The organism is Nocardioides sp. BGA-UO-ETr-FS32, from assembly GCF_059567905.1.
Genome location: NZ_JCAQOX010000016.1, coordinates 61,873 through 84,268 on the forward strand (window position 1 = coordinate 61,873; position 22,396 = coordinate 84,268).

At 72.6% G+C, this 22,396-nt stretch carries 24 protein-coding genes; 12 read left to right on the forward strand and 12 right to left on the reverse strand.

Translation table 11 applies throughout. From position 1 onward, the window contains the following. Positions 1–2: 2 nt before the first annotated feature. Complete coding sequence (locus AC57BS_RS17995; RefSeq protein WP_496412819.1) at positions 3–617, forward strand: DUF6198 family protein; 615 nt, start codon at positions 3–5, stop codon at positions 615–617. 67 nt (positions 618–684) lie between these two features. On the opposite strand, the gene AC57BS_RS18000 is transcribed toward AC57BS_RS17995, so the two are convergent. After that, positions 685–1,122, reverse strand: a complete 438-nt coding sequence (locus tag AC57BS_RS18000; RefSeq protein WP_496412820.1) for an Hsp20/alpha crystallin family protein — start codon at positions 1,120–1,122, stop codon at positions 685–687. A gap of 136 nt (positions 1,123–1,258) precedes the next feature. On the opposite strand from AC57BS_RS18000, the gene AC57BS_RS18005 reads away from it, so the two are divergent. Further along, positions 1,259–1,561 (forward strand): MerR family transcriptional regulator, encoded by a 303-nt coding sequence (locus AC57BS_RS18005; RefSeq protein WP_496412821.1) that lies wholly within the window; start codon positions 1,259–1,261, stop codon positions 1,559–1,561. Here AC57BS_RS18005 and AC57BS_RS18010 read toward each other — a convergent pair. Next, positions 1,553–2,548, reverse strand: coding sequence for a 5'-3' exonuclease (locus AC57BS_RS18010; RefSeq protein ID WP_496412822.1), 996 nt, complete (start codon positions 2,546–2,548; stop codon positions 1,553–1,555). The two genes, AC57BS_RS18005 and AC57BS_RS18010, sit on opposite strands and share 9 nt — an antisense overlap. Before the next feature lie 76 nt (positions 2,549–2,624). Between AC57BS_RS18010 and AC57BS_RS18015 the strand changes: the two genes are divergently transcribed. Continuing rightward, entirely contained in the window at positions 2,625–2,948 is a 324-nt protein-coding gene (locus AC57BS_RS18015; RefSeq protein ID WP_496412823.1) for a putative quinol monooxygenase, read from the forward strand. Between the two features lie 6 nt (positions 2,949–2,954). On the opposite strand, the gene AC57BS_RS18020 is transcribed toward AC57BS_RS18015, so the two are convergent. The 3 genes from AC57BS_RS18020 to AC57BS_RS18030 are packed head-to-tail and all read right to left on the reverse strand — an operon-like array spanning position 2,955 to position 5,272. Next, complete coding sequence (locus AC57BS_RS18020) at positions 2,955–3,719, reverse strand: MerR family transcriptional regulator (RefSeq protein ID WP_496412824.1); 765 nt, start codon at positions 3,717–3,719, stop codon at positions 2,955–2,957. Between the two features lie 3 nt (positions 3,720–3,722). After that, on the reverse strand, positions 3,723–4,493 hold the full coding sequence (locus AC57BS_RS18025; protein WP_496412825.1) for an ABC transporter permease: 771 nt from the start codon (positions 4,491–4,493) through the stop codon (positions 3,723–3,725). After that, positions 4,490–5,272 carry an ABC transporter ATP-binding protein gene (locus AC57BS_RS18030; protein WP_496412826.1) on the reverse strand — a complete coding sequence of 261 codons (783 nt, stop codon included), beginning with the start codon at positions 5,270–5,272 and terminating at the stop codon, positions 4,490–4,492. The genes AC57BS_RS18025 and AC57BS_RS18030 overlap by 4 nt, the downstream gene beginning before the upstream one ends. 170 nt (positions 5,273–5,442) lie before the next feature. Between AC57BS_RS18030 and AC57BS_RS18035 the strand changes: the two genes are divergently transcribed. Further along, complete coding sequence (locus tag AC57BS_RS18035) at positions 5,443–6,234, forward strand: hypothetical protein (protein WP_496412827.1); 792 nt, start codon at positions 5,443–5,445, stop codon at positions 6,232–6,234. Between the two features lie 10 nt (positions 6,235–6,244). On the opposite strand, the gene AC57BS_RS18040 is transcribed toward AC57BS_RS18035, so the two are convergent. Then, a complete protein-coding gene (locus AC57BS_RS18040) occupies positions 6,245–7,222 on the reverse strand; it encodes a zinc-binding dehydrogenase (RefSeq protein ID WP_496412828.1) in 978 nt (325 codons plus the stop codon). A 113-nt stretch (positions 7,223–7,335) separates the two neighbouring features. On the opposite strand from AC57BS_RS18040, the gene AC57BS_RS18045 reads away from it, so the two are divergent. Next, on the forward strand, positions 7,336–7,602 hold the full coding sequence (locus AC57BS_RS18045) for a DUF3253 domain-containing protein (RefSeq protein ID WP_496412829.1): 267 nt from the start codon (positions 7,336–7,338) through the stop codon (positions 7,600–7,602). Between the two features lie 4 nt (positions 7,603–7,606). Here AC57BS_RS18045 and AC57BS_RS18050 read toward each other — a convergent pair whose 3' ends face one another. Genes AC57BS_RS18050 through AC57BS_RS18065 form a run of 4 tightly spaced genes read right to left on the reverse strand, consistent with a single transcriptional unit; the run spans position 7,607 to position 12,234 of the window. After that, positions 7,607–7,900: a hypothetical protein gene (locus AC57BS_RS18050; protein ID WP_496412830.1), complete on the reverse strand. Its 294-nt coding sequence runs from the start codon at positions 7,898–7,900 to the stop codon at positions 7,607–7,609. A gap of 18 nt (positions 7,901–7,918) precedes the next feature. Next, positions 7,919–9,379 (reverse strand): protein adenylyltransferase SelO, encoded by a 1,461-nt coding sequence (locus AC57BS_RS18055; protein ID WP_496412831.1) that lies wholly within the window; start codon positions 9,377–9,379, stop codon positions 7,919–7,921. A 53-nt stretch (positions 9,380–9,432) separates the two neighbouring features. Continuing rightward, positions 9,433–10,998, reverse strand: coding sequence for a peptide chain release factor 3 (locus tag AC57BS_RS18060; RefSeq protein WP_496412832.1), 1,566 nt, complete (start codon positions 10,996–10,998; stop codon positions 9,433–9,435). A gap of 9 nt (positions 10,999–11,007) precedes the next feature. Continuing rightward, positions 11,008–12,234 (reverse strand): ROK family protein, encoded by a 1,227-nt coding sequence (locus tag AC57BS_RS18065; RefSeq protein ID WP_496412833.1) that lies wholly within the window; start codon positions 12,232–12,234, stop codon positions 11,008–11,010. An 89-nt stretch (positions 12,235–12,323) separates the two neighbouring features. Here AC57BS_RS18065 and zwf point away from each other — a divergent pair, with 89 nt between their 5' ends. The 5 genes from zwf (at position 12,324) to AC57BS_RS18090 (ending at position 19,678) form a co-directional block, all read left to right on the forward strand. Beyond that, complete coding sequence (zwf, locus tag AC57BS_RS18070; RefSeq protein ID WP_496412834.1) at positions 12,324–13,802, forward strand: glucose-6-phosphate dehydrogenase; 1,479 nt, start codon at positions 12,324–12,326, stop codon at positions 13,800–13,802. Next, a complete protein-coding gene (gene edd, locus AC57BS_RS18075) occupies positions 13,799–15,706 on the forward strand; it encodes a phosphogluconate dehydratase (RefSeq protein ID WP_496412835.1) in 1,908 nt (635 codons plus the stop codon). Before zwf ends, edd begins: the two co-directional genes overlap by 4 nt. Positions 15,707–15,734: 28 nt before the next feature. Beyond that, a complete protein-coding gene (gene eda, locus AC57BS_RS18080) occupies positions 15,735–16,343 on the forward strand; it encodes a bifunctional 4-hydroxy-2-oxoglutarate aldolase/2-dehydro-3-deoxy-phosphogluconate aldolase (protein WP_496412836.1) in 609 nt (202 codons plus the stop codon). A gap of 38 nt (positions 16,344–16,381) precedes the next feature. After that, positions 16,382–17,626 (forward strand): glycoside hydrolase family 16 protein, encoded by a 1,245-nt coding sequence (locus AC57BS_RS18085; RefSeq protein WP_496412837.1) that lies wholly within the window; start codon positions 16,382–16,384, stop codon positions 17,624–17,626. Positions 17,627–18,328: 702 nt separating this feature from the next. Continuing rightward, a complete protein-coding gene (locus tag AC57BS_RS18090) occupies positions 18,329–19,678 on the forward strand; it encodes a PKD domain-containing protein (RefSeq protein WP_496412838.1) in 1,350 nt (449 codons plus the stop codon). A 94-nt stretch (positions 19,679–19,772) separates the two neighbouring features. Here AC57BS_RS18090 and AC57BS_RS18095 read toward each other — a convergent pair whose 3' ends face one another. Together AC57BS_RS18095 and AC57BS_RS18100 are read right to left on the reverse strand one after the other, a co-directional pair. Further along, positions 19,773–20,027 carry a hypothetical protein gene (locus tag AC57BS_RS18095; RefSeq protein ID WP_496412839.1) on the reverse strand — a complete coding sequence of 85 codons (255 nt, stop codon included), beginning with the start codon at positions 20,025–20,027 and terminating at the stop codon, positions 19,773–19,775. A 65-nt stretch (positions 20,028–20,092) separates the two neighbouring features. Then, entirely contained in the window at positions 20,093–21,352 is a 1,260-nt protein-coding gene (locus AC57BS_RS18100) for an MFS transporter (RefSeq protein WP_496412840.1), read from the reverse strand. A gap of 147 nt (positions 21,353–21,499) precedes the next feature. Between AC57BS_RS18100 and AC57BS_RS18105 the strand changes: the two genes are divergently transcribed. After that, positions 21,500–22,021, forward strand: coding sequence for a fluoride efflux transporter FluC (locus tag AC57BS_RS18105; protein WP_496412841.1), 522 nt, complete (start codon positions 21,500–21,502; stop codon positions 22,019–22,021). Beyond that, on the forward strand, positions 22,018–22,389 hold the full coding sequence (gene crcB, locus AC57BS_RS18110) for a fluoride efflux transporter CrcB (protein WP_496412842.1): 372 nt from the start codon (positions 22,018–22,020) through the stop codon (positions 22,387–22,389). The genes AC57BS_RS18105 and crcB overlap by 4 nt, the downstream gene beginning before the upstream one ends. Positions 22,390–22,396: the final 7 nt, after the last annotated feature.

Below are 22,396 nucleotides of genomic sequence, written 5' to 3' on the forward strand. Positions count from 1 at the left end.
CCGTGATCCCCAGTCCCCGGCGTACGGTCATGCTCCTCGTCGGATGCCTCGTGCTCGGCACGGGGGTGGCGTTGCTGCTCGCGGCAGACCTGGGCTCCGACGGGTACTCGACGTTCGTCAACGGCCTGACCATCACGACCGGGGTCGACTTCTGGATCATGAACCTGGTCGTCGGCGTCGTGCTGGTGGCGCTCGCCGCGCTGCGGAAGGTCTACCCGGGCATCGGGACGGTGGTCCAGGTCGTGCTGGTCGGCGTGACGGTGTCCGTCGTGCTCGACCTGCTGGCGACGCCGGACGCGCTCGGGTGGCGACTGGCGCTGCTCGTCGCGGCGTTCCCGGTGCTGGCGGTCGGGATCGCGCTCTACCTCGGGAGCCACACCGGGGCGGGGCCCGCGGAGGCGGCTGCTCTCGCGTGGGACCCTCCGGTGCCGTTCAGGTGGAGCTACAGCCTGGTGCAGGGCGGGGGAGCGCTGGGCGGCTGGCTGCTCGGCGCAACCGTCGGCGTGGGGACGCTCGCGGTGATCCTGCTCCTCGGTCCCGCGGTGGACCTCGCGGCCCGCCTGATGTCGCTGGACCTCCACCAGGAGGCGGATCCCGTCGGGGAGCGGGCGTCCTAGCGTGCGGTCGCGCGGCCGCAGCACACTGCGCAAGGGCTGCGGTCCGCGCGACCCCGGGGGTGAGGGATCAGGCCGTGAGCTCGGCGCGGTCGCCAGAGCGGCTCGACCCGGACTGCGAGATCTCGATCTTGCGGGGCTTGGCCTTCTCCGCGACCGGCACGACCAGGCGCAGCACGCCGTCGGCGTACGCCGCCTCGATCCGGTCGAGGTCGAGGTTGTCGCCGAGCACGAGCTGGCGGCTGAAGGCGCCGCGGGGACGCTCGGACGCCAGCGGCTCCCAGTCGCCGTTGCGGGGGACCCGCTCAGCCCGCACGGTCAGCACGTTGCGCTCGACGTCGAGGTCGATGCTGTCGGCGCTGACGCCGGGCAGGTCGAACTCGATGACGAAGCGGTCGCCCTCGCGCCATGCGTCCATCGGCATGACCGCGGGGCGGTTGGTGGTGCCCATCAGCTGCTGGGTGAGCCGGTCGAGGTCACGGAACGGGTCGGTGGTTCGCAGCAGCATCGTGTCCTCCTGGATCTGTCGGGTGGACCTCTCCGGTCCACGACCTGTATTTGTGGTTACAGGTTTTTTATAGTCATTCGATGAGGCAGGATCAAGCCCCGACCCGAGAATTTTCCTGAGGACCCGAGGAGGACCCATGGCCGCCCGCGACCACGGTGTCTACGCCATCTCCGTGGCGGCCGCGATGGTGTCCATGGAGATCCAGAACCTCCGCGTCTACGAGCGGCGCGGCCTGCTCAGGCCGGACCGCACGGCCGGTGGGACGCGGCTCTACAGCGCCGACGACGTCGAACGACTCGAGCGGATCCGTGACCTGCTGGCCGACGGGCTCAACCTCGCCGGCATCGCGCGGGTGCTCGAGCTCGAGGACGAGGTCGTACGCCTCCGCGCCCGGCTGGACCGGGCCGCGGGCCGGGGGGCGGGGGAGCAGTCAGCCTGACGCGGGCGGGCTGGTCAGCACCCGCACCGCGAAGTCGGTGGTGAAGTCGTTGTCGAGGAAGCCGACCACCCGGGTGACCCGGTCGAGGTCGAGCGGCAGCAGACCGCGCGAGCCCGGCACGTCGGGGGTCAGGCCGAGGTCGAGGTCGTCACGTCCCGACATCATCTGCACGTTGAACTCGTAGCGCTCGCGCGCGCCCTCCGCGGACAGGCGGCGTACGACCGTGGCACCGACGCGACGTCCGCCGGTCTCGGCCGCCCAGTCGTCGAGGGCGGCGAGGAGGTTGCGGCCCTCCTCGTGGTCGATGTCGGCCCAGACGGCGTCCATCGACCCGGCGACGTCGAGCAGGATCGCCGCGGTCTTCTCCCCGATGCCCTGCACGCCGGGCAGGTTGTCGGAGGAGTCGCCGCGCAGCGCCGCGAAGGCGAGGTAGTTGGCCGGGCGGACGCCGTACATGTCGAACAGGCGGGCCGGGTTGAGCATCGGAGAACCGTGGATGCCGCCGTCGATGAGGCGCAGCACCCGGGTGTGGTGGCTGATGTGGGCGAAGGCGTCGCGGTCGGAGGTGATGATGACGCAGTCCCAGCCGTTGGCCGTCGCCCAGGTCGCTCCCGACGCGTTGACGTCGTCGGCCTCGAGCCCGGGCGGGGTGATGGTGGCGAGGCCGAGCGCGTCGAGCAGCGCAGCCGCCCGGTCGAGCTGGTCGACGAGCTCCGGGTCCTTCTCCGCGCGCCCGGCCTTGTAGTCGGGGTAGAGGTCGCGCCGCACCGACCCGGTGCGGTCGTCGAGGCCGAAGAGCACCGCGTCGGGGGCGAAGGAGTCGATCGACTCGAGGATCTGGCGCAGCATCCCGTGCAGCGCCCAGATGGGCCGGCCCTGCCGGTCGCGCAGGCCGGTGTGGGAGCGGGCGTGGTGGTTGCGGTGCAGCAGGGACGGGGCGTCGACGACGAGCAGCAGCCGGCGGGTGCGGGAAGGGTTCTGGGGCATGGCGATCAGCGCCAGCCTAGGGGCTGCTTCGTAGGGTCGGACCCGTCCGGTCGCAACACCACGAAGGAGAGAGACGTTGATCTTCATCACCGCCAGGTTCCAGGTCAGGCCCGAGCACGCGGACGACTGGCCCGAGATCTCGCGGGCCTTCACCGAGGCCACCCGCGCCGAGGAGGGGTGCCTGTGGTTCGAGTGGTCGCGCAGCCTCGACGACCCGCAGCAGTACGTCCTCGTCGAGGCGTTCCGCGACGGTGAGGCGGGCGGAGCGCACGTCGGCTCGGACCACTTCAAGGCCGCACAGGCCGAGCTGCCGCCCTACCTGGCCCGCACTCCCGACATCGTCAGCACCGAGGTCGACCAGGACGGCTGGAACGAGCTCGGCGAGATGCAGGTCGGCTGACCGGGGTCACCCGCCGGGCGCGATCCGGCGCACGTTGGTCCAGCCGGTCCAGCCGTTGTGCTCGAGGCGGCGCAGGATGCGGCGCGCGCCCGGCACCGAGTCCACGAACACCGCGTCGAGGAGGTCTGCCAGCTCGTCGGGGAGGTCGCCCTGGCCCCAGGCATCGTCGGGCACGGCCTCGAGCTCCGTGGTGAGCCGGTCTGCAACGGCGTCGAGCCGTGGGTCCTCGGCAGGCCACGTCACCACGTCGGCCAGCTCGCGGTACATCGCGAGCACCCCTGGGTCGTCGAGCTGCGCGTTCTTCGACGCCATGTAGGAGGGCATCTGGTCCGGCAGCTGGGCCGCGACAAGGATCCAGGCGTCGCGCTCGGCCTCGACCACCTGCTCCTCCACACCCACCTCCCGCAGTCGCTGCAGGTAGGCGACGGCCTCCGGCGGCAGGGCGAGGCTGTCGCCGGCTGCCAGCCGGGCGATCCGCCCGCGGTGCCGCTGGCGCTCACGGATCTCCGCGCGCAGGCGGCGGTCGACCTCCTCGACCGCCGCCGCGAAGGCCTCGTCGTCGGCGTCCAGCAACTCCTGCACCCGGGAGAGCGGTACGCCGGCCTCGGCGAGCGTACGGATCCGGATGAGCGCCACGACCGCGGCGGCGTCGTAGCTGCGGTAGCCGGAGTGGTCGCGGTCGGGCTCGGGGAGCAGGCCCTTCGCGTGGTAGTGCCGCACCGCGCGGACGGTCACCCCGGCGTACGCCGCGAGCTGGCTGATGGTCAGCACCGCTCACCCGCTCGTACGGCGACGGTAGGAGCGCATGGCCAGAGCGTAGGCCAGGACGAGCAGGCCGACGCACCACGCAAGCGCGGTCCAGACGTCGTCGCCGAGGGGCTGCTCGGCGTAGAGGTGACGGATGGTGTCGACGATCGAGGTGACCGGCTGGTGCTCGGCGAACCAGCGCACGGGGCCGGGCATGCCGTCGGTGGGCACGAAGGCAGAGCTCAGGAACGGCAGGAACAGCAGTGGGTAGGCGAACCCGCCGGCGCCGTCCGGTGACTTGGCGGCGAGGCCGGCGACCACGGCGAGCCAGGTCAGCGCCAGCGTGAAGAGGACCATGATCCCCAGCACGGCCAGCCACGCGACGGGCCCGGCGCCGGACCGGAAGCCCATCGCGACCGCGACCAGCACGACCAGGGCGAGCGAGACGAGGTTGGCCACCAGCGAGGTCAGGACGTGGGCCCACAGGACTGCGGAGCGCGCGATCGGCATCGAGCGGAGCCGGTCGAGGAAGCCGTTCTGGAGGTCGAGGAAGAGGCGGTAGGACGTGTACGCGACCCCGGACGCGACCGTGATGAGCAGGATGCCGGGCAGCAGGTACTCGACGTACGACACCTCGGGACCGGTGCCGGTGTCGATCGCGCTGCCGAAGACGTAGACGAAGAGCAGCAGCATGGCGATGGGGGTGATCGCCGTGGTGACGATCGTGTCGGGGCTGCGCAGGACGTGGCGCAGCGAGCGCCGGGTCAGCACGACGGTGTCGGTCACGACGGTGCTCACGACGCCCTCCCGACCACGGAGAGGAAGATCTCCTCGAGCGAGGGCTGCTTCTCGACGTACTCGACCCTCGCCGGCGGCAGCAGCGCCTTCAGCTCCTCGAGCGTGCCCTCGACGATGATGCGGCCGCCGTGGAGGATCGAGATCCGGTCGGCGAGCTGCTCGGCCTCCTCGAGGTGCTGCGTGGTGAGGAGGATGGTCGTCCCCTGGTCGGCGAGCTCGCGGACGGTCCGCCAGACCTCGAGGCGGGCCTCGGGGTCGAGGCCCGTCGTGGGCTCGTCGAGGAAGAGCACCGACGGGTCGCCGACCAGGCTCATCGCGATGTCGAGGCGGCGCCGCATGCCGCCGCTGTAGGTCGCCGCGCGCCGGTCCCCGGCCTCGGTCAGCCCGAAGCGGGCGAGCATGGTGTCGGCGATGGCTGCCGGGTCCGCGACGTGGCGGAGCTGGCCGACCAGCACGAGGTTCTCGTGCCCGGTGAGCACGTCGTCGACGGCGGTGAACTGCCCGGTCAGGCTGATCGCCTCGCGTACGCGGGCCGCCTCGGTGGCCACGTCGTGCCCGTCGACCGCGGCGCGACCGCCGTCGGCCCGCAGCAGGGTGGACAGGATCCTGATGGCGGTCGTCTTGCCGGCGCCGTTGGAGCCGAGGAGGGCGTGGACGGTGCCCGGCGCGACGGTCAGGTCGAGACCGCGCAGGACCTTGTGATCGCCGAAGGACTTGGCGAGGTCGACGACCTCGATCGCGGGTGGGGAGGTGGGTGTGGCTCTTGGTTCGGTGGTCATGCCTCGAGCGTGCAGCCTTGACGCTGCGTCAAGGTCAAGCGTTGGTCGTCGGTGGCCGCTCATACCCATGTGCAAGAAGTGTCCTTCGCCTCTGGCCGTGAGATCTGCGGCGGCGTGGACTGGCCGTGTCCGCTGAATCAGGGGGTGGTGTCGTGGTGACGCGACGAGGCGTGGCTGTCGCAGCGGCAGCATTGATGGTCGTGGCACTCGCCGGGTGCCAGGGCGCGTCGGACGAGGACAGAGGAACGGCAGCGGGCGGCGCGACGTCGGCTCCCGGGACGCCGACCGAGACGTGGGACCTGGTCGTGCTTGCGGATTCCTCGGGGTGGGGACTCGCGGATGCCTGGGCCGAGCTGATCCGGCGCGACGAGGGTGTGGAGGTCGAGGTCCATGACTTCGCCGTCGGCATGCAGTCGGGCAGCATCCTGCTGGAGCACCTCAGGACCGAGGGCGACCCGCAACGCGAGGCTGTGCGGGAGGCGGAGGTCATCTCGGTCTGGGGAGGTCCGAGCGGTCTGGTGTGGGAGAGCGACATCAACGACTGCTACATCTACCCCGACGGGACGCGGCCACCGACACGGACCGGCAGACGGGACATGGCGGCCTACGAGCAGCTGTGGCGAGACATCTTGTCCGAGATCAGCTACGTCAGGAACGGCCGGCCCAGCGCGCTGCGCACCCGCGACCTCTACATCCCCGTGATGTCGAACTACGTCGCGGCCGGCACCGCTGAAGCCTGCGTCAGGGGTTTCGCGACCGTGACCGACATCGTGCGCGACGTGACGAGGCAGGCGGGCGGCACCTTCGTCGCGGTCAATCGGGCGTTCAACGGCCCGGACGGCATGCAGGACCCCAGGGAGCGTGGCATGTTCGAGGACCTGGAGCACCTGAGCGACAAGGGGATCGCCCTGATGGCCCGCCTGCACCACGAAGCGGGCTACGCCGAGCTCACCGGGGAGTGACCTGCCCAGCTCAGGGACGCAGCAGCACCTTGCCGCGCCGCCCGGGCTCACCGTTGGCACGCGCCGCGTCGGCGATCTCGTCGAGGCCGTAGACCCTCTCGACGGGGAGGGTCAGGGCCCCGGAGCCGATGCCCGTGACGAGCTCGCCCATGAGTGCGGCGCGCTTCTCGCGTGACATCGCGGCGAACACCTTGCTGCCCCAGAAGCCCTTGATCGAGACCTGCTTGAAGATCACGTCGCCCGACGAGATCTCCAGCGTGGGGGAGGCCATCGCGCCGAAGACGACGAGCACGCCGTCGTCGGCGAGCAGCGACACCACGTCACCCGCGGCGCTGCCGCCGACGGAGTCGACGCCCGCGACGATCGGGGCGTCGCCCACGATCTCGCGCACGCGGTCGCGCCAGCCGTCGTCGTCGGTCGCGACGACCCGCTCGATGCCCTGCTCGCGCAGCTCCTCGACGCCGTCCGCGCGGCGGACGAGCCCCAGGACGTGGACGCCGCGGGCGGCGGCGAGCTGGGCGACGAGGCGGCCGACAGCACCGTTGGCGGCGTTCTGGACGATCCAGTCACCCTCCGACACCTCGAGGAAGTCGAGCAGCGCGATCGCGCTGAACGGCATCGACACCAGCTGGGACGCCGCCTCGTCGCTCACCTGGTCGGGCACCGGCACGAGCCCCGCGGCGGGGGCCACGATGAGCTCGGCCCACGCGCCGAAGCTGCCGCCGGTCGCGACCCGCTGGCCCACCGTCAGCCCGTCCAGTCCCTCGCCCAGGGCCTCGACCACGCCGACCGCCTCGGTGCCCGCGCGCGCCGGCATCTCGGGCTTGAAGCCGTAGCTGCCGCGCACGGTCCACAGGTCGTGGTTGTGGATGGGGGAGAGCAGCACCCGGACGAGCACCTCGCCCGGACCGGGCTGCGGGTCGGGGACCTCCTGGACCGAGAGGACCTCGGCCGGGTCGCCGAACCGGGGCTGGACGAGTGCGCGCATGACAGGACCTTCCGACGGGGATTCACGTACGTCCGGCCCAACGGGGCGCGGACGCCCACTATGCCCGTGCGCCAGGAGATGAGGGTGAGGTCACGCCGGGCACACTGGTCGACATGACACAGCGCGGCGTCTCCGACGTGGACCGACGGCTCGAGTCGGCCATCCTCGACCTGCTCGCCCAGCGCGCCCGTACGGCCACCATCTGCCCGTCCGATGCTGCCCGCGCGGTGGGCGACGAGGACTCCTGGCGCGACCTGATGGAGCCGGCCCGGCGGGCGGCCCGCCGCCTCGTCGACCGCGGGGAGGTCGAGATCACCCAGGCCGGCCACGTGGTGGACCCCTCGACCGCGAAGGGTCCGATCCGCATCCGGCGGGCCTGACCCGTCACTCCTCGAACAGCCGGTCCTCGGCCTCCGCCGAAGTGACCTCCAGCCTCAGGGCCAGCACCTTCTCGGGAGGGAGCCCGAGCCGGGCGAGGAGGACCTGCACCTGCGGCCGCACCCAGGCGTACGACTCCACCGCCACCCGGCCCGCCTCGGTGGCCGTCCGGATCCAGACCACGGGCGTGCCCGCGCGGTCGGGCAGCCAGTGCGCCCCCAGCACGCCGGCGGGACCGAGCGAGGCGACGATCGGCAGCATCGCCGCGTCGGCCGCCCGGCGCTCCTGGTCCTCCGTCACGTGGCCACGCCGGTCCGCCTACGTGCCGCAGAAGGTCTGGTAGCCGGCGAAGGAGTCGGGCGCCGGCGCGGCGTAGCGCTCCAGGTCGGGGCGCTCGTCGTAGGGCGCGGAGACGACTGCGAGCAACCGGTCGAAGGGCTCGAGGTCGCCGGCGGTCGCCGCGTCGAGCGCCTCCTCCACGAGGTGGTTGCGGGGGACGTACGCCGGGTTGACCCGGTCCATCGCGGCCGGGTCGGGACCCACGGCCAGCCAGCGCTCCGCCCACGCGTCGAAGCCGGCGAGGTCGAGGAACATCCCGCGCGCCGGCTCGGCGTCGCCGCGGGCAGCCGCGCCGAGGCTGCGGAAGAACGACGTGTGGTCGACGTGGTCGGCCTGCACCAGGGCGAGGAGGTCCGCGACGAGCGCGGACGCCACCGGTTCGTCGAGCCCCTCGGGGAGCCCGAGCTTGGCGCGCATCCCGGCCGACCACGCGGCGGAGTAGCGCTCGCGGAAGGCGCCGAGCGACTCGACCGCCAGCGCCACGGCGGCCTCCTGGTCGTCGGCGAGCAGGGGGAGAAGCGCCTCGGCGAAGCGCGCCAGGTTCCACTCGGCGACGACCGGCTGGTTGCCGTACGCGTAGCGCCCGCCGGTGTCGATGGAGCTGTAGACGGTGGCGGGGTCGAACGCGTCCATGAAGGCGCACGGGCCGTAGTCGATGGTCTCGCCCGAGATCGTCATGTTGTCGGTGTTCATCACGCCGTGGACGAAGCCGACGAGCATCCACTGCGCCACCAGCCCGGCCTGGACGGCGACGACGGCCTCGAAGAGGGCGAGGGCGGTGTTGTCCGCCTCGGCCGCCTGAGGGTGGTGGCGGGCGATCGCGTGGTCGGCGAGGCGGCGCAGCAGGTCGAGGTCGTCGGTGGCGCGGGCGTACTGGAAGCTGCCGACGCGCAGGTGGCTGCTCGCGACGCGCGCCAGCACCGCGCCCGGCAGCAGGGTCTCGCGCTGCACGGAACGGCCGGTGGCGACGACCGCGAGGCTGCGGGTGGTCGGGATGCCGAGGGCGTGCATCGCCTCGCTGACGAGGTGCTCGCGCAGCATCGGGCCGACCACGGCGAGCCCGTCACCGCCGCGTGAGAACGGCGTACGGCCGGAGCCCTTGAGGTGCAGGTCGCGCACCCGGCCCGACGGGTCCACGAGCTCGCCAACCAGGAGGGCGCGCCCGTCGCCGAGCCGCGGCGAGTAGCCGCCGAACTGGTGCCCGGCGTACGCCTGTGCGACCGGGGTCGCGCCTTCCGGAGGCCGGGTGCCGGTCAGCAGGCCGAGGCCGTCGCCGCGCAGCCAGGCGGCGTCGAGGCCGAGCTCGTCGGCGAGCGGCTCGTTGAGGACGAGCAGCCGGGGCTCGGGGGTGTCCACGGCCTGCCACGGCAGGGCCAGCTCGGGGAGCTCGCGGGCGAAGCGGCCGTCCAGTGCGAGGGTCGAGGTGGGGGCGGGGGTCACCCTGTCGACGATACGCGGCGGGCGGCTGCCGGTCGGCTGCCCGCCGCGTCCGTTCAGCTGCCGCCGGCGGGGAGTGCCTCGAGCATGATGTCGGGGTTGTCGCGCGCGGTGACCTGGGCGCGCCACTGGTCGACGAAGAGGGCCAGGCGGGTGCCGTCGCTGCGCTCGAGCACCTCGACGCCGCGCTTGCCCGCCAGGGCGGCGGCGCCGGCCGCGTCGGTGCGGCGGGCGACCTGGTAGTCGAGGCGGGAGAACCGGATGGGGGAGTTGAACTCGTTGGTCATCCGGTCCTCGACGACCTCGAACTGCATCGGGCCGACGGCCGCGAGCACGGGGTTCTGGTCGCCGCGCAGGTCCGAGCGCAGCACCTGCACCACGCCCTCCTGGTCGAGCTGCTCGATGCCGCGGCGGAACTGCTTGTAACGACTGATGTCGCCGGCGCTGGCGGTGACGAAGTGCTCGGGCGCGAAGCTCGGGACCGGCGGGTACTCGATCGCGTCGCCGACGTAGACGGTGTCGCCCACGCGCAGGGCCTGGGCGTTGACGAAGCCGATGATGTCGCCGGGCTCGGCGCTCTCGACGGCGGCGGTGTCGCGGCCGAAGACCGACTGGGCGAACTTCGTCGCGAACGGGCGCCCGCTGCCGGCGTGGGTCACCACCATGCCGCGCTCGAAGGTCCCCGACACGACACGGGCATAGGCCAGACGGTCGCGGTGGGCGTTGTTCATGCCCGACTGGACCTTGAAGACGAACGCGCTGAAGTCGTCCTCGACCTTGCGCACGGACCCGTCGACGCCCTCGGTCGGGCTGGGGTCCGGCGCGATGTCGAGGAGCAGGTCGAGGAGCTGGGCGACCCCGAAGTTCTGCAGCGCGGAGGCGAACATGACCGGGGTGGTCTCGCCGGCCAGGAAGCGGTCCTGGTCGTGGTCGGCCTCGTCGAGCTCGAGCAGCTCGTGCTCCTCGACCGCGGTGGCCCACGCGAGGGCGTCGGCCTCCTCGACCTCGTCGGGTGCCATCCGGCGCTCGGGTGCCCGGGTGGCGCCGCCGGCGGTGCGGGTGTACTTCACGAACTCGCCGGTGCGCCGGTCGATCACGCCGCGGAAGTCGCCGGCCTCGCCCACGGGCCAGGTCAGGGGAGTGGGCCGCAGCCTGATCTTCTCCTGGATGAGGTCCATCAGCTCGAGGGCCGACAGGCCGGGCCGGTCCCACTTGTTGATGACGGTCATGACCGGGATGCCACGCAGCGCGCAGACCTTGAACAGCTTGAGGGTCTGCGGCTCGAGCCCCTTGCCGGCGTCGACCAGCATGACCGCGGAGTCGACCGCGGACAGCACGCGGTAGGTGTCCTCGGAGAAGTCGCTGTGGCCGGGGGTGTCGACGAGGTTGATCACGTGGTCGCGGTAGACGAACTGCAGCGCCGCGGACGTGATCGAGATGCCGCGGGCCTTCTCCATCGCCATCCAGTCGGACACCGTCGCGCGCCGGTCGCCCTTGCCGTGGACGGCCCCGGCCTCGGTGATCACCCGCGCGTGCAGCGCGAGGGCCTCGGTGAGGGTGGACTTGCCCGCGTCGGGGTGGCTGATGACGGCGAACGTACGGCGGGGGCGGGTGTCGGGCACCGCGTGAATCTACCCGCCCTGGCGCGCCAGCGCCGCGTCGACGGCGCGGGGGGAGAGCACGGAGTCGAGGGCCAGGCGTACGCAGCCGACCAGCCCGGCGCGGTCGCCGTACGCCGCAGGCACGACCTGCAGGTCGCGGCCGGCGAGCGCGGTGGTGGCGCTGAAGACGCCCTCGCGCAGCCCGGCGGAGAACGTGTCGAAGGCTCCCGCCATGTCGCCGCCGACGACGACGGCGCGCGGGTTGAGGACGGTGACCGTCGCGGCGAGGGCCTCGCCGATGTGGCGGCCCGACTCGCGTACGACCGACCGCGCGCGGCCGTTGCCGCGACCGGCGGCGGCGACCAGGTCGCGCACGTGGTGGACGTCCTCGCCCTCGGCGCGGAGCCGCTCCACCAGGGCCCACCCGCTCGCCACGGTCTCCAGGCACCCGGTCTCGCCGCACCGGCAGCGGAGCCGGGCGGCCGCGGGGACCTTGACGTGCCCGAGCTGGCCGGCCGCGTTGCGGTGCCCGCGGACCAGCCGGCCGTCGGCGACGAGGGCGAGCCCGATCCCGGTCGAGGCCTTGAGCACGAGCGCCTCGTCGTGCTCGTGCACCGTCGGCTCCGCGTCGGCGCCCGCCAGGGGCATCTGCGAGAGCGCCATCACGCGCATGTCGTTGTCGAGCGTCAGGGGCGCCGCGGTCACCTGGGCCAGCCAGGGTGCGAGCGGCACGCCGTCCCAGCCGGTCAGTGCAGGCGAGTCGACGCTCATCGCCCGGGCCGGGTCGACGGTGCCGGCCAGCGACATCCCGACGCCGCGGACGTCGTCGCCCCCGCGTCCGAGGTCGCTGAGCATCTGCTCCAGCCGCGCGACGACCAGTGGCATCAGGACGTCCGGTCCCTGCCCGGTCTCCCGGTCGAGGCTGGCCGAGGCCAGCTCGGCGCCGTCGAGCGAGCACACCGACAGCTGCGAGCGACTGCGGCCCACCGCGACGGCCAGGACGAGACCGGCGTCGCGGTTGAGAACGAGGGTGGTGGCGGGCCGTCCTCCGGTGGCGGACTCCTCCTCGCCCTCGAGCACCAGGCCGGCGTCCGCCAGCGCCGAGAGCCGCGCGTTGACGGCCGTCCGGGACAGGCCGGTGGCCCGTCCCAGCGCGCCGCGGGTCGCGGCCTGGCCGGAGCGGATCAGGGCGAGGACCTCGCCGGCCGTGGCGGCTGGACTGGTGGGGGGAGCAGCCGGCGCGGGAGTGGTCGTCATGGTGCGGCGATTGTGGCATTCCCAAATATGTCTTGAAAAGACGTAAGTTCCGTTGCACAGAGACCGAAGCATCCGTACGGTGGTGCGCCATGGACCCGCTCACCCCGGTCGACCCCTGCGACTTCACCGTCTTCGGCGGCACCGGCGACCTCGCGCTGCGCAAGCTGCTGCCCGCGCTCTACCTCCGCGACCGCGACGGCCAGCTGCCCGACGGCTTCCGCGTCATCGGCGTCTCGCGCGCCGAGGTGGACGACGACGGCTACCGCGCCCTCGTGGCGGACGCGCTCCGCGAGCACGTCGCCGCACCCGACCTCGACCCGCCCGTGATCGAGCGGCTGCTCGCCCGGCTCCACCACGTCACGCTCGACATCGAGGACGTGGCCGCCTGGCACCAGCTCCACGACCGGCTCAAGGACGGCGCCGCCTCCGACGACGTGACCCGGGTGTTCTACCTCGCGGTGGCTCCCGGCCTGTTCGGCACCATCTGCGAGCACCTCGACGAGGCCGGGCTGGTCACCGAGCGCTCCCGCGTCGTGCTGGAGAAGCCGATGGGCAGCGACCTCGCCACCGCGCAGCAGGTCAACGCCGCGGTCGGCCGCGTCTTCGACGAGTCGAGCATCTTCCGCATCGACCACTACCTCGGCAAGGAGAGCGTGCAGAACCTCCTGGTCACCCGGTTCGCCAACACGTTCCTCGAGCCGCTGTGGAACAGCCGCTGGGTCGACCACGTGCAGATCACCGTGTCGGAGTCGATCGGCGTCGGCGAGCGCGGCTCCTACTACGACCGGTCCGGCGCGCTGCGCGACATGGTGCAGAACCACCTCCTGCAGCTGCTGTGCCTGGTGGCGATGGAGCCCCCGACGTACGTCGACCGCGAGACGGTGCGCGACGAGAAGCTCAAGGTGCTCCAGGCGCTGCGGCCGATGACCCCCGAGCTCGTCGACCGCGACACCGTCGCCGGCCAGTACGCCGCCGGGCTCTGCGAGGGCCGCCCCGCGACGTCGTACGCCGACGAGGTCGGCCACGTCAGCAGCACCGAGACGTTCGTGGCCCTCAAGACCGAGGTGCAGAACTGGCGCTGGGCGGGCGTTCCGTTCTACCTGCGCACCGGCAAGCGGATGCCCGAGCGGGTCTCGGAGATCGTGGTGGTCTTCAAGGAGCCGCCGCACGCGATGTTCCCGCACAGCGAGGGCCCGACCGAGGCCAACCGGCTGCACATCCGCGTCCAGCCCGACGAGGGCATGCGCCTGCACATGACGGCCAAGGAGCCCGGCCCCGGTGGCATCCGCCTGCGGCCGGTGTCGCTCGACCTCAGCTATGCGGCCGCCTTCGGCACCCGCTCGCCCGACGCGTACGAGCGCCTGCTGATGGACGTCGTGCGGGGCAACACCACCCTGTTCATGCGCCGCGACGAGGTCGAGGCGGCGTGGACGTGGGTGGCCCCCATCCTCGAGCGCTGGTCCCAGCCCTCGCACCGCCCCCGGAAGTACCCGGCCGGCACGCACGGTCCCGTTGCCGCCGTCACGCTCCTCGAGCGCGACGGCCGATCCTGGCAGGAGACAGAATGACCACGCCCCGCAACAAGCCCAGCAAGCCCGGCATCCACCCGGTGGTCGCCGAGGTGACCGAGCGCATCACCCGGCGCAGCGCCGCCACCCGCACGGCCTACCTCGCCCGCACCGACGCGGCGATCGACAAGGGCACCGCGCGCGGCAGGCTCGCCTGCGCCAACCTCGCCCACGGCTTCGCCGCCGCCGAGGAGCCGGTGAAGTCCGGCCTGCGGTCCGGTCGCAAGCCCAACGTCGCGATCGTGTCGGCCTACAACGACATGCTCTCGGCGCACCAGCCCTTCCGCGACGTGCCCGAGGTGCTGAAGAAGTCGATCATCCGCGCCGGTGGCCTGGCGCAGTTCGCCGGCGGCGTGCCCGCGATGTGCGACGGCATCACCCAGGGCCGCGCCGGCATGGAGCTCTCGCTCTTCAGCCGCGACCTGATCGCCATGTCGACGGCCGTCGCGCTCTCGCACGACATGTTCGACGCCGCGATGATGCTCGGCGTCTGCGACAAGATCGTCCCCGGCCTGCTGATCGGGGCCCTGTCCTTCGGTCACCTGCCGACCGTCTTCGTGCCGGCCGGCCCGATGCCCTCGGGCCTGCCCAACGCGGAGAAGGCGCGGGTCCGCCAGCTCTACGCCGAGGGCAAGGTCGGGCGCGAGGAGCTCCTCGAGGCCGAGTCGCAGTCCTACCACTCGGCCGGGACCTGCACGTTCTACGGCACGGCCAACAGCAACCAGATGCTGATGGAGGTCATGGGCCTGCACCTGCCCGACGCGACCTTCGCCAACCCCGGTACGCCGCTGCGCGCGGCACTGACGCGCGCGGCGGGGGAGCGTACGGTCGCCATCACCGCGGCCGGCGGGGAGCCGACTCCGGTCGGCCACCTCGTCGACGAGAAGGCCGTCGTCAACGCGTGCGTCGCGCTGCTCGCCACGGGCGGCTCGACCAACCACACGATGCACCTGGTCGCGATCGCCGCGGCCGCCGGCATCACGCTGACGTGGGACGACCTCTCCGACCTGTCGGCCGCCGTCCCGCTGCTGACCCGGATCTATCCCAACGGCTCGGCCGACATCAACCACTTCGTCGCCGCGGGCGGCACGCCGTTCCTCGTCCACACGCTGCTCAAGCACGGCTACCTCCACGACGACGTGCTCACGGTCTCGGGACGCGGGCTGTGGCGGCACACCCGCGAGGCCAGGCTCGACGGCGCCGGCGACAAGGCCGGGATCGTGTGGGAGGAGGGGCCGAAGTCGTCGCTCGACACCGACGTCCTCCGCTCGGCCGACGACCCCTTCGCGCCCGACGGCGGCCTCCGCATGCTGTCCGGTCGCCTCGGCCGCGCCGTGGTCAAGACCTCGGCGGTCAAGCCCGAGCACCGCGTCGTCACCGCGCCGGCGATGGTCTTCGACGACCAGGCCGACTTCCTCGCCGCCTTCGCCGAGGGTCGCCTCGACGGTCGGGACCTCGTGGCCGTGGTCCGCTACCAGGGCCCCGCCGCCAACGGCATGCCCGAGCTGCACAAGCTGATGCCCGCCCTCGGCGTGCTGCAGGACCGCGGCCAGCGGGTCGCGGTGGTCACCGACGGACGCATGTCCGGTGCCTCCGGCAAGGTGCCCGCCGCCATCCACGTGACGCCGGAGGCCGCGCTCGGCGGTCCGCTGGCCCGGGTGCGCGACGGCGACCTGGTCACCGTCAACGTCGAGGCGGGGGTCCTCGAGGTCGAGCTCGCCGACGCCGAGTTCGAGCGTCGCGAGGCCACCGGCCGGGCGCCGCACGACGTCGAGTGGGCCGGCACCGGGCGCGAGCTGTTCTCCGGCTTCCGCGCCATCGTCGGCACCGCCGAGACCGGCGCCAGCGTCATCCGTCCCCTGCCCGCCCCCACCGAGGAGGCCCCCGTTGTCCAGCCTGTCTGAGCTCCCTTCGCGCACCGTGCCCTCGTCCTTGCTCTCTCTCGTCCCGGTGGTCCCGGTTGTCGTGCTCGACGACCTCGCCCACGCCGTACCGGTGGCGCGCGCGCTCGTCGCCGGCGGCCTGCCGGTCATCGAGCTGACCCTGCGCACCCCTGTCGCCCTCGACGCGATCGCGGCGATCGCGGCCGAGGTCCCCGAGATCCTCGTCGGCGCCGGCACGATCACCTCACCCGAGCTGGTGGCGCGGGCCGTCGACGCGGGCGCGCAGTTCCTGGTCTCGCCGGGCACGACCCCGGCGCTGCTCCGTGAGCTGGCCGGCTCGGGCGTCCCGTTCCTCCCGGGCACCGCCACGGTCTCCGAGGCGATGGCCGTGCTCGAGGCGGGCTTCTCGGAGATGAAGTTCTTCCCCGCCGAGGCCTCGGGCGGCGCGGCCTACCTGAAGTCGCTCTCCTCGCCGCTGCCGGCCGCCCGGTTCTGCCCGACGGGTGGCATCACCGCGGCCTCGGCGCCGGCGTACCTCTCCCTCCCCAACGTCGGCTGCGTCGGCGGGTCCTGGCTCACCCCGGCCGACGCGCTCGCCGCCGGTGACTGGGACCGCGTCACCACGCTGGCGCGGGAGGCCGCGGCGCTCGGAGGCTGATCCGACAACCAACCGGAGGACGGTGGCGTCACAGTGGCATGCTTCCCCGATCGCTCCTCCTCCGCGCGGCGACCGCGCTCGTCCTTCCGGCCTCCCTGCTCGCATGGTCGGGGACGGCGACCGGTGAGGTCACCGCGTCGGCCGAGGTCGCCGAGGAGGCGCCGGCGAGCGTCTCGGTGCGCACCGCCCGGCGCCAGCGGATCCGCCTGGAGGCGCTGCCGCAGCTCGTGCAGCCCGGTGGTCGGGTCGCCAGCCCGGACGCGGCGCGTACGGCCGTGACGGCCACCCTGCGGCCGGTCATCCCGGGTCGGCGGGTGCAGCTGCAGGTGCGTGAGGACCACGGCGCCGACCTGCCCGCGACCTGGCGCGCGGTCGCGGTCACCCGGCAGGACCGCTGGGGCCGGGCGCAGTTCGCGACCGCCCCCTCCGAGGGCCGCGAGGCACTGACCTACCGCGTCAAGGCGATGGCCTCGGGGCGCACCCGGCCGGTGAAGAGCGCCCCGGTCAGCACCGCGCGCTGGCTGCGACCGACGTGGACCGACGAGTTCTCCGGCTCCCACCTCGGACCGACGTGGAACCACCGCGGCCGCGACTACGCGCCCACGAGCCGACGCTCGTGCGCCAAGGGCGACCCGAGGGCGGTCAGCGTCAGCGGTGGGGCGGTGCGGTTGAGCGTCATCAAGGACCCCGACGCCACCAAGCGTTGCCGCATCCGGAGCCGCGACGCGCGTCCCGGCCGCTTCGCGTACCGGCTCAACGGGCACATCGGCACCGAGGGAGCCTTCTCGTTCCGCTACGGCATCGCTGCGGCACGGGTGAAGTTCCACCGGCTGCGTGGGCAGCACGGCGCCTTCTGGATGCAGCCCGTCGACGGGATGTACCCCGGTGCGGCCGGCAACGAGATCGACGTCGTCGAGTACTTCGGCGACCGCCACCCCCAGGGCGGGCTGGCGTCCTTCATGCACCGCTACGAGGGCAAGCGCCGCATCCCCTCCGGCGGCTGGATCCCCAACTCGCGCTCGTTCCTCAGCGGCCGCCACGACGGCTGGTCGAAGAACTACCACGTCTTCTCCGTGGAGTGGACGCCCCGGCAACTCGTCTTCCGCATCGACGGCAAGGAGACCGGCCGGCTGCGCGGCAAGATCTCCGCGGTGCGCCAGTTCCCGATCCTCAGCCTGCTCGCGGCCGACTACGAGATCCCGAAGATCGGCGAGCGCCGCCTGCCCCAGCACATGTACGTCGACTGGGTGCGGGTGTGGGAGACGGGGGACGACCGCAGCTGAGGGCGAGGTCGAAGGACTCTGGTGCCGCGCTGTCGCCGTGGCGAGACTCGGAGTGTGGGCTGTGGCCCCGCGCGTGGGCCGGTCCCGAAGGAGTGAACCGAGGTGTCCAGGAGCGATGTGACCATCGGTGGCGGGCGGAGGCGCTCGAGCAGGCGGGGCGGAGGTGCACGAAGGCTCGGCGCGCTGATGGCTCTCTTCCTCGCCACGCTGCTGGTGGCTGCTTTGGCCGCGATCCCGGTGGGCCTGCCCGCGCAGGCGACGGCGACGGCGACGGAAGCCTCGGGCGTCACCGATCTTTCCGCAGCCGGCCAGAATGCCTACTACCCGCAGGTTGCGGTCGACGCCGACGGCATCGTCACCGCTGTCTGGCAACGTTTCAACGGAGCCCACTCCGTCGTTCAAGCCACCAGCCGATCTCCCGGGGGCAGGTGGAGCACTCCAGTAGATGTCTCAACTCCCGGTCAGGACGCCGATTCGCAGCGCGTCGCCGCCGCTGGCGGCACTGCCGCCGTCGTCTGGCAGCGCTTCGACGGCGCCCACTACACAGTCCAGGGCACCATGCGCAGCACCGGCGGCACATGGACCACCCCAGCTGACCTGTCGAGCCCCAGTTCGTACCCCCGTTCCCCCCAAGTCGCTGTCGCCGCAGACGGAACGACCACAGCCGTCTGGCATGACTACGACGGGACAAACTCGAGCGCAATGGCGGCCACCCGCAGCCCCGGCGGAGCTTGGACCGCACCCATCGAGGTGTCCACCCTGATGGACGCGTACGCCAGTTCACCTCAGGTCGCATCAGCTCCGGCCGGCACCACGTCCGTTGTCTGGCATCAGCACAGCGAAGCCGGATGGATCGTCCAAGCGGCCGTCCGCAGCCCCGGCGGCGCGTGGACCGCCCCCACCGACTTGTCCACACCGAGTAGGTACGCCCAGTCGCCTCAGGTCGCCGTCGCCGCCGACGGCACCGCCATCGCAATCTGGGCGCAGTACGTCGAGTCCAACACGGTCGTACAGACGGCCACCCACATCCCCGGCGGCGCCTGGACCACACCCACCGACCACCACGCTGTTGGACTGGCCCACTACTCGCCACACCTCGCTGTCGCCGCCGACGGCTCGGCGACCGCCGTCTGGACTCGTTCCGACGGGCTATATGCGGAGACAGTCCAGGCGGTCAACCGCGAGCCAGGGGGCGTCTGGACTGCACCCACCGACCTGTCCGACCCCGCTGGAAAGGCTTGGTACCCGCGGGTCGCGGCTGCCCACGGCACCGCGACCGCCGTCTGGACTCGCTGGAATGGAAGCAACTTCGTCCTCAGGGCCGCTACGCGTGGCCCGAGCGACTCTTGGACCAGACTCACCGACCTGTCCGCCCCGGGCCAGGACGCGTGGTTCCCCCAGGTTGCTGTTGCCAGCGACGGCACCACCACCGCCGTGTGGGTGCGTTTCGACGGCTCCAATTGGATCATCCAAGGCCGGGTGATCGACCACGACAGCCCCGCTCTCGACATCGTCAGGATCCCCGATACCGGAAGGATCGACCAGCTGCTGCTGTTCGAGGCCATCGCCGTCGACTTGTCGAACCCGACCACCCTCACCTGGACCTTGGGCGACGGGACCACCCGAGCCGGCACCTCGGTCACCCACGCGTACACGTCGGTGGGCACCTACACCGTCGGCGTCACCGCCACCGACGCCCTCGGCAACGCCACCACGAGGACCGCCGGCACCGTGACCATCACGCGTCCGGTGCCCCAGATCACCCGCTTCAAGCTGACCAGGACCACGATCTCGACGAGCCATCGCCCCCGTGCCACCCGCGCTGTCATCACGCTCACCGACCCGGCCAAGATCGTCCTGACCTTCAAGAAGAAGGGCACTCGTGCCAAGCGCACAGCCTTCCGACTCGACGCCGGCACCACCCGGGTCAGGCTCACCGCGCGGCTGAGCAGGACCACGCGGCTCATGCCGGGCACCTACAAGGTCACGGCCGCGACCAACAAGGCCGGCGCGAGCACACCACGCACGACACGACTGCGTGTGGTCCGCTGAGTCCGGAAGCCGGCGCCCCCCATGACGCACCGCTACGACGTCATGGCGAACGGCCGTCAGGGCGACCGCTCCTCATGACGTCCGCGTCGGAGCCTCAGCCCCGCCCGCGCAACCCCCGGTAGAGGTCGATCTCGCTGCGCAGTCGGTGGGGGAGCGGCACCCCGGCCGCGGCGAGGGCACCCGCGTACGCGTCGAGCGCGTCGAGCAGCGCCTGGCGCAGCGGCAGCTGCTCGGCAAGGCGCTTGTCGTGCCGTGCGGTCTCGAGACGAGCGCGCGCCGAGTGCACCTCGTCCAGCAGCACCGTGAGGTGCTCGTGCCGACCCGGATCCGAACGTCGTCCTGCGTACACCTGGCCATCCGACCTCGTCCAGCAGGCCGGGGCGGGGGTGCACCAGCGTCGTGGACCCTCCCAATCTATCCGGTACGCACAGCCGAGGTGCTGGAAACGGGCCCAGGCAGTGTCGGGACGACGGGCAGCGCCGCCGTACGCAGGCGCCGCTGCTGGGTGGTCATCAGCGCGGCGGCGAGCACCGTGGCACCCACCGTGACGGCGAACGCCGCGGTGGCACCGGACTCGTCGGCCAGGCGTCCGGCGAGGCTGGAGCCCAGCGCATAGCCCAGGCCCGTGGCGCTCGCCAGCGTCGTCATCGCCGCACCGACGCGGGCCGGTGGCACCACGCGCTCGGCGAGCGAGAACACGGCGATCATGTAGGGCGCTACCGCGACGCCGAGGACCAGCACCGTCACGGTCGTGGTCGCGAGCGAGTCGACGACGAGCAGCGGCAGCGACAGGGCGAGCAGCGCCCACGCCGCCACCAGCGCGCGCCGCTCGTGGCCGATCCGCTCGGGCACGTACGCCGTGGCGAGGCCGGCGATCGCGCTGCCGACGCCGAGGGTGGCGTGCACCAGGCCGGCGGTGCCCGGCGTGCCGGCATCGGTGGCGAGGACGGTCGCGCCGGTCTGGGTCGCGCCGAAGAGCATGCCGATCGAGACCTGCGCGCCGACCAGCACCACGAACGCCGCGCCCAGCAGCCGGCCGGAGCCGGCGGGCCGCTCGGCGGCGTGGGTGAGACGGGCCGAGGGGTCGAGCGCGAAGGCGGACCCGAACACCGCGAGCAGCACGGCCGCGAGCAGCATCGCCCCGCCGGGCGAGAAGGCCGCGACGGAGAGGCCGACGAGTGCGGGGCCGATGGCGAAGGAGGCTTCGTCGGCCGCGCCCTCGTAGGAGAACGCGGCGTCGACGAGGCGCCGCTGGTGCACGCCGGTCGTCCGGGTCATCGGTCGCCACCTGACCCGGGCGAGCGGGCCGACCTGCGGGAGGAACAGGCCGGTGGCCGCGGCGGTGAGGACCACGGTCGTCGGCGCGGCGTCGCCGCCGACGATCGCGACGAGCAGGGCCAGTCCGGTGGCGCCCAGCAGCGACTGGACCAGGACGACGGGGCGCTGGCCGACACGGTCGGCGAGCGAGCCGGCGACCGGTGCGCCGACGGCGTTGGCGACGGCCAGGGCACCGGCGCTCAGGCCGCCGAGGCCGTAGCTGCCGGACGCGGTCGAGACGAGGAGGAGGGTGCCGAGCTGGCTCATCGCCAGCGGGAGGCGGCCGACGAACGCGATCAGCACGTAGGTCGGGCCGGCGAGGTGGAGGAGTCGTCGGTAGGAGGCGAGAGGGGTCACGGGGGTCCTTCAGGGTGCGTCGGTACGACGCGCCGAACCCACCTCCAAGACGCGTGAAACCCTCTGCTCCCGCCATTCTACGAATCAGGCGCCTGCCCCCGGCAATCGCGGCGCGCACCCGCGGCCAACGGCTACAGTCACGCCGCGATGGAGAAAGACGAGACCCGCCCTCCCGGACCGGCGCACGGACTGCCGATCGACTCGGACACCGCCGGCGACACCGTCGCCGAGGGCCGGCACCGGTGGTGGGCGTTCGTCCGGTCGCACGCCGACGTGCTCGCGGTGATCAGTGCCGGGGGTGCTCTGGGCAGTCTCGGTCGCTGGGGCGTCGACGAGCTGCTGCCGTGGTCCGGGACGACGTTCCCGTGGGCGACCTTCCTGGTCAACGTCTCCGGCGCCCTCGCCCTCGGGGTGCTGATGGTGCTCGTGGTCGAGGTGTGGCCGCCGCGCCGCTACGTACGCCCGTTCGTCGGCGTCGGTCTGCTCGGCGGCTGGACGACGTTCTCCACCTACGTGCTCGAGGCGCGCGACCTGCTGGCCATGGGCAGGCCGGCCACGGCGTTCGCGTACGTGGGCGGGTCGCTGGTGGCCGGGCTCGTCGCGGTGTGGCTCGGCATCGCCGCGGCACGCCTGCTGGCGACCGGGTCGCGCCAGGAGGGAGTGCGGTGACGGTCCTGATGGTGCTGCTCGGTGGCGCGATCGGCGCGCCCCTGCGCTACCTCGCCGACCTCTTCGTGCAGTCCCGGCACGACAGCGTCTTCCCGTGGGGCACCTTCACCGTCAACGTCGCCGGCTCCCTCGTCCTGGGCGTGACGGCGGCCACGGTCGTCGAGCTCGACTCGCCGTCGTGGGTCCTGGCGCTGGTCGGCACCGGGATCTGCGGCGCCCTGACGACGTTCTCCACGTTCGGCTACGAGACCGTCCGCCTGCTCGAGGAGGGGGCGGTCTCGGCAGCCGCGGCCAACGGCATCGCGAGCGTCGTCGTCGGGCTGGGAGCCTGCGCGGGCGGCTTCGCGCTCGCAGCGGCCGTCCTCTGACCTCGGC

What these genes read in the sequence shown, in the direction of transcription:
- AC57BS_RS18000 (WP_496412820.1), bottom strand. Translation starts at nt 1,122, where the DNA reads ATGCTGCTGCGAACCACCGACCCGTTCCGTGACCTCGACCGGCTCACC.
- AC57BS_RS18005 (WP_496412821.1), top strand. Translation starts at nt 1,259, where the DNA reads ATGGCCGCCCGCGACCACGGTGTCTACGCCATCTCCGTGGCGGCCGCG.
- AC57BS_RS18010 (WP_496412822.1), bottom strand. Translation starts at nt 2,548, where the DNA reads ATGCCCCAGAACCCTTCCCGCACCCGCCGGCTGCTGCTCGTCGTCGAC.
- AC57BS_RS18030 (WP_496412826.1), bottom strand. Translation starts at nt 5,272, where the DNA reads ATGACCACCGAACCAAGAGCCACACCCACCTCCCCACCCGCGATCGAG.
- AC57BS_RS18040 (WP_496412828.1), bottom strand. Translation starts at nt 7,222, where the DNA reads ATGCGCGCACTCGTCCAGCCCCGGTTCGGCGACCCGGCCGAGGTCCTC.
- AC57BS_RS18045 (WP_496412829.1), top strand. Translation starts at nt 7,336, where the DNA reads ATGACACAGCGCGGCGTCTCCGACGTGGACCGACGGCTCGAGTCGGCC.
- AC57BS_RS18065 (WP_496412833.1), bottom strand. Translation starts at nt 12,234, where the DNA reads ATGACGACCACTCCCGCGCCGGCTGCTCCCCCCACCAGTCCAGCCGCC.
- zwf (WP_496412834.1), top strand. Translation starts at nt 12,324, where the DNA reads ATGGACCCGCTCACCCCGGTCGACCCCTGCGACTTCACCGTCTTCGGC.
- edd (WP_496412835.1), top strand. Translation starts at nt 13,799, where the DNA reads ATGACCACGCCCCGCAACAAGCCCAGCAAGCCCGGCATCCACCCGGTG.
- AC57BS_RS18085 (WP_496412837.1), top strand. Translation starts at nt 16,382, where the DNA reads ATGCTTCCCCGATCGCTCCTCCTCCGCGCGGCGACCGCGCTCGTCCTT.
- AC57BS_RS18090 (WP_496412838.1), top strand. Translation starts at nt 18,329, where the DNA reads ATGGCGGCCACCCGCAGCCCCGGCGGAGCTTGGACCGCACCCATCGAG.
- AC57BS_RS18105 (WP_496412841.1), top strand. Translation starts at nt 21,500, where the DNA reads ATGGAGAAAGACGAGACCCGCCCTCCCGGACCGGCGCACGGACTGCCG.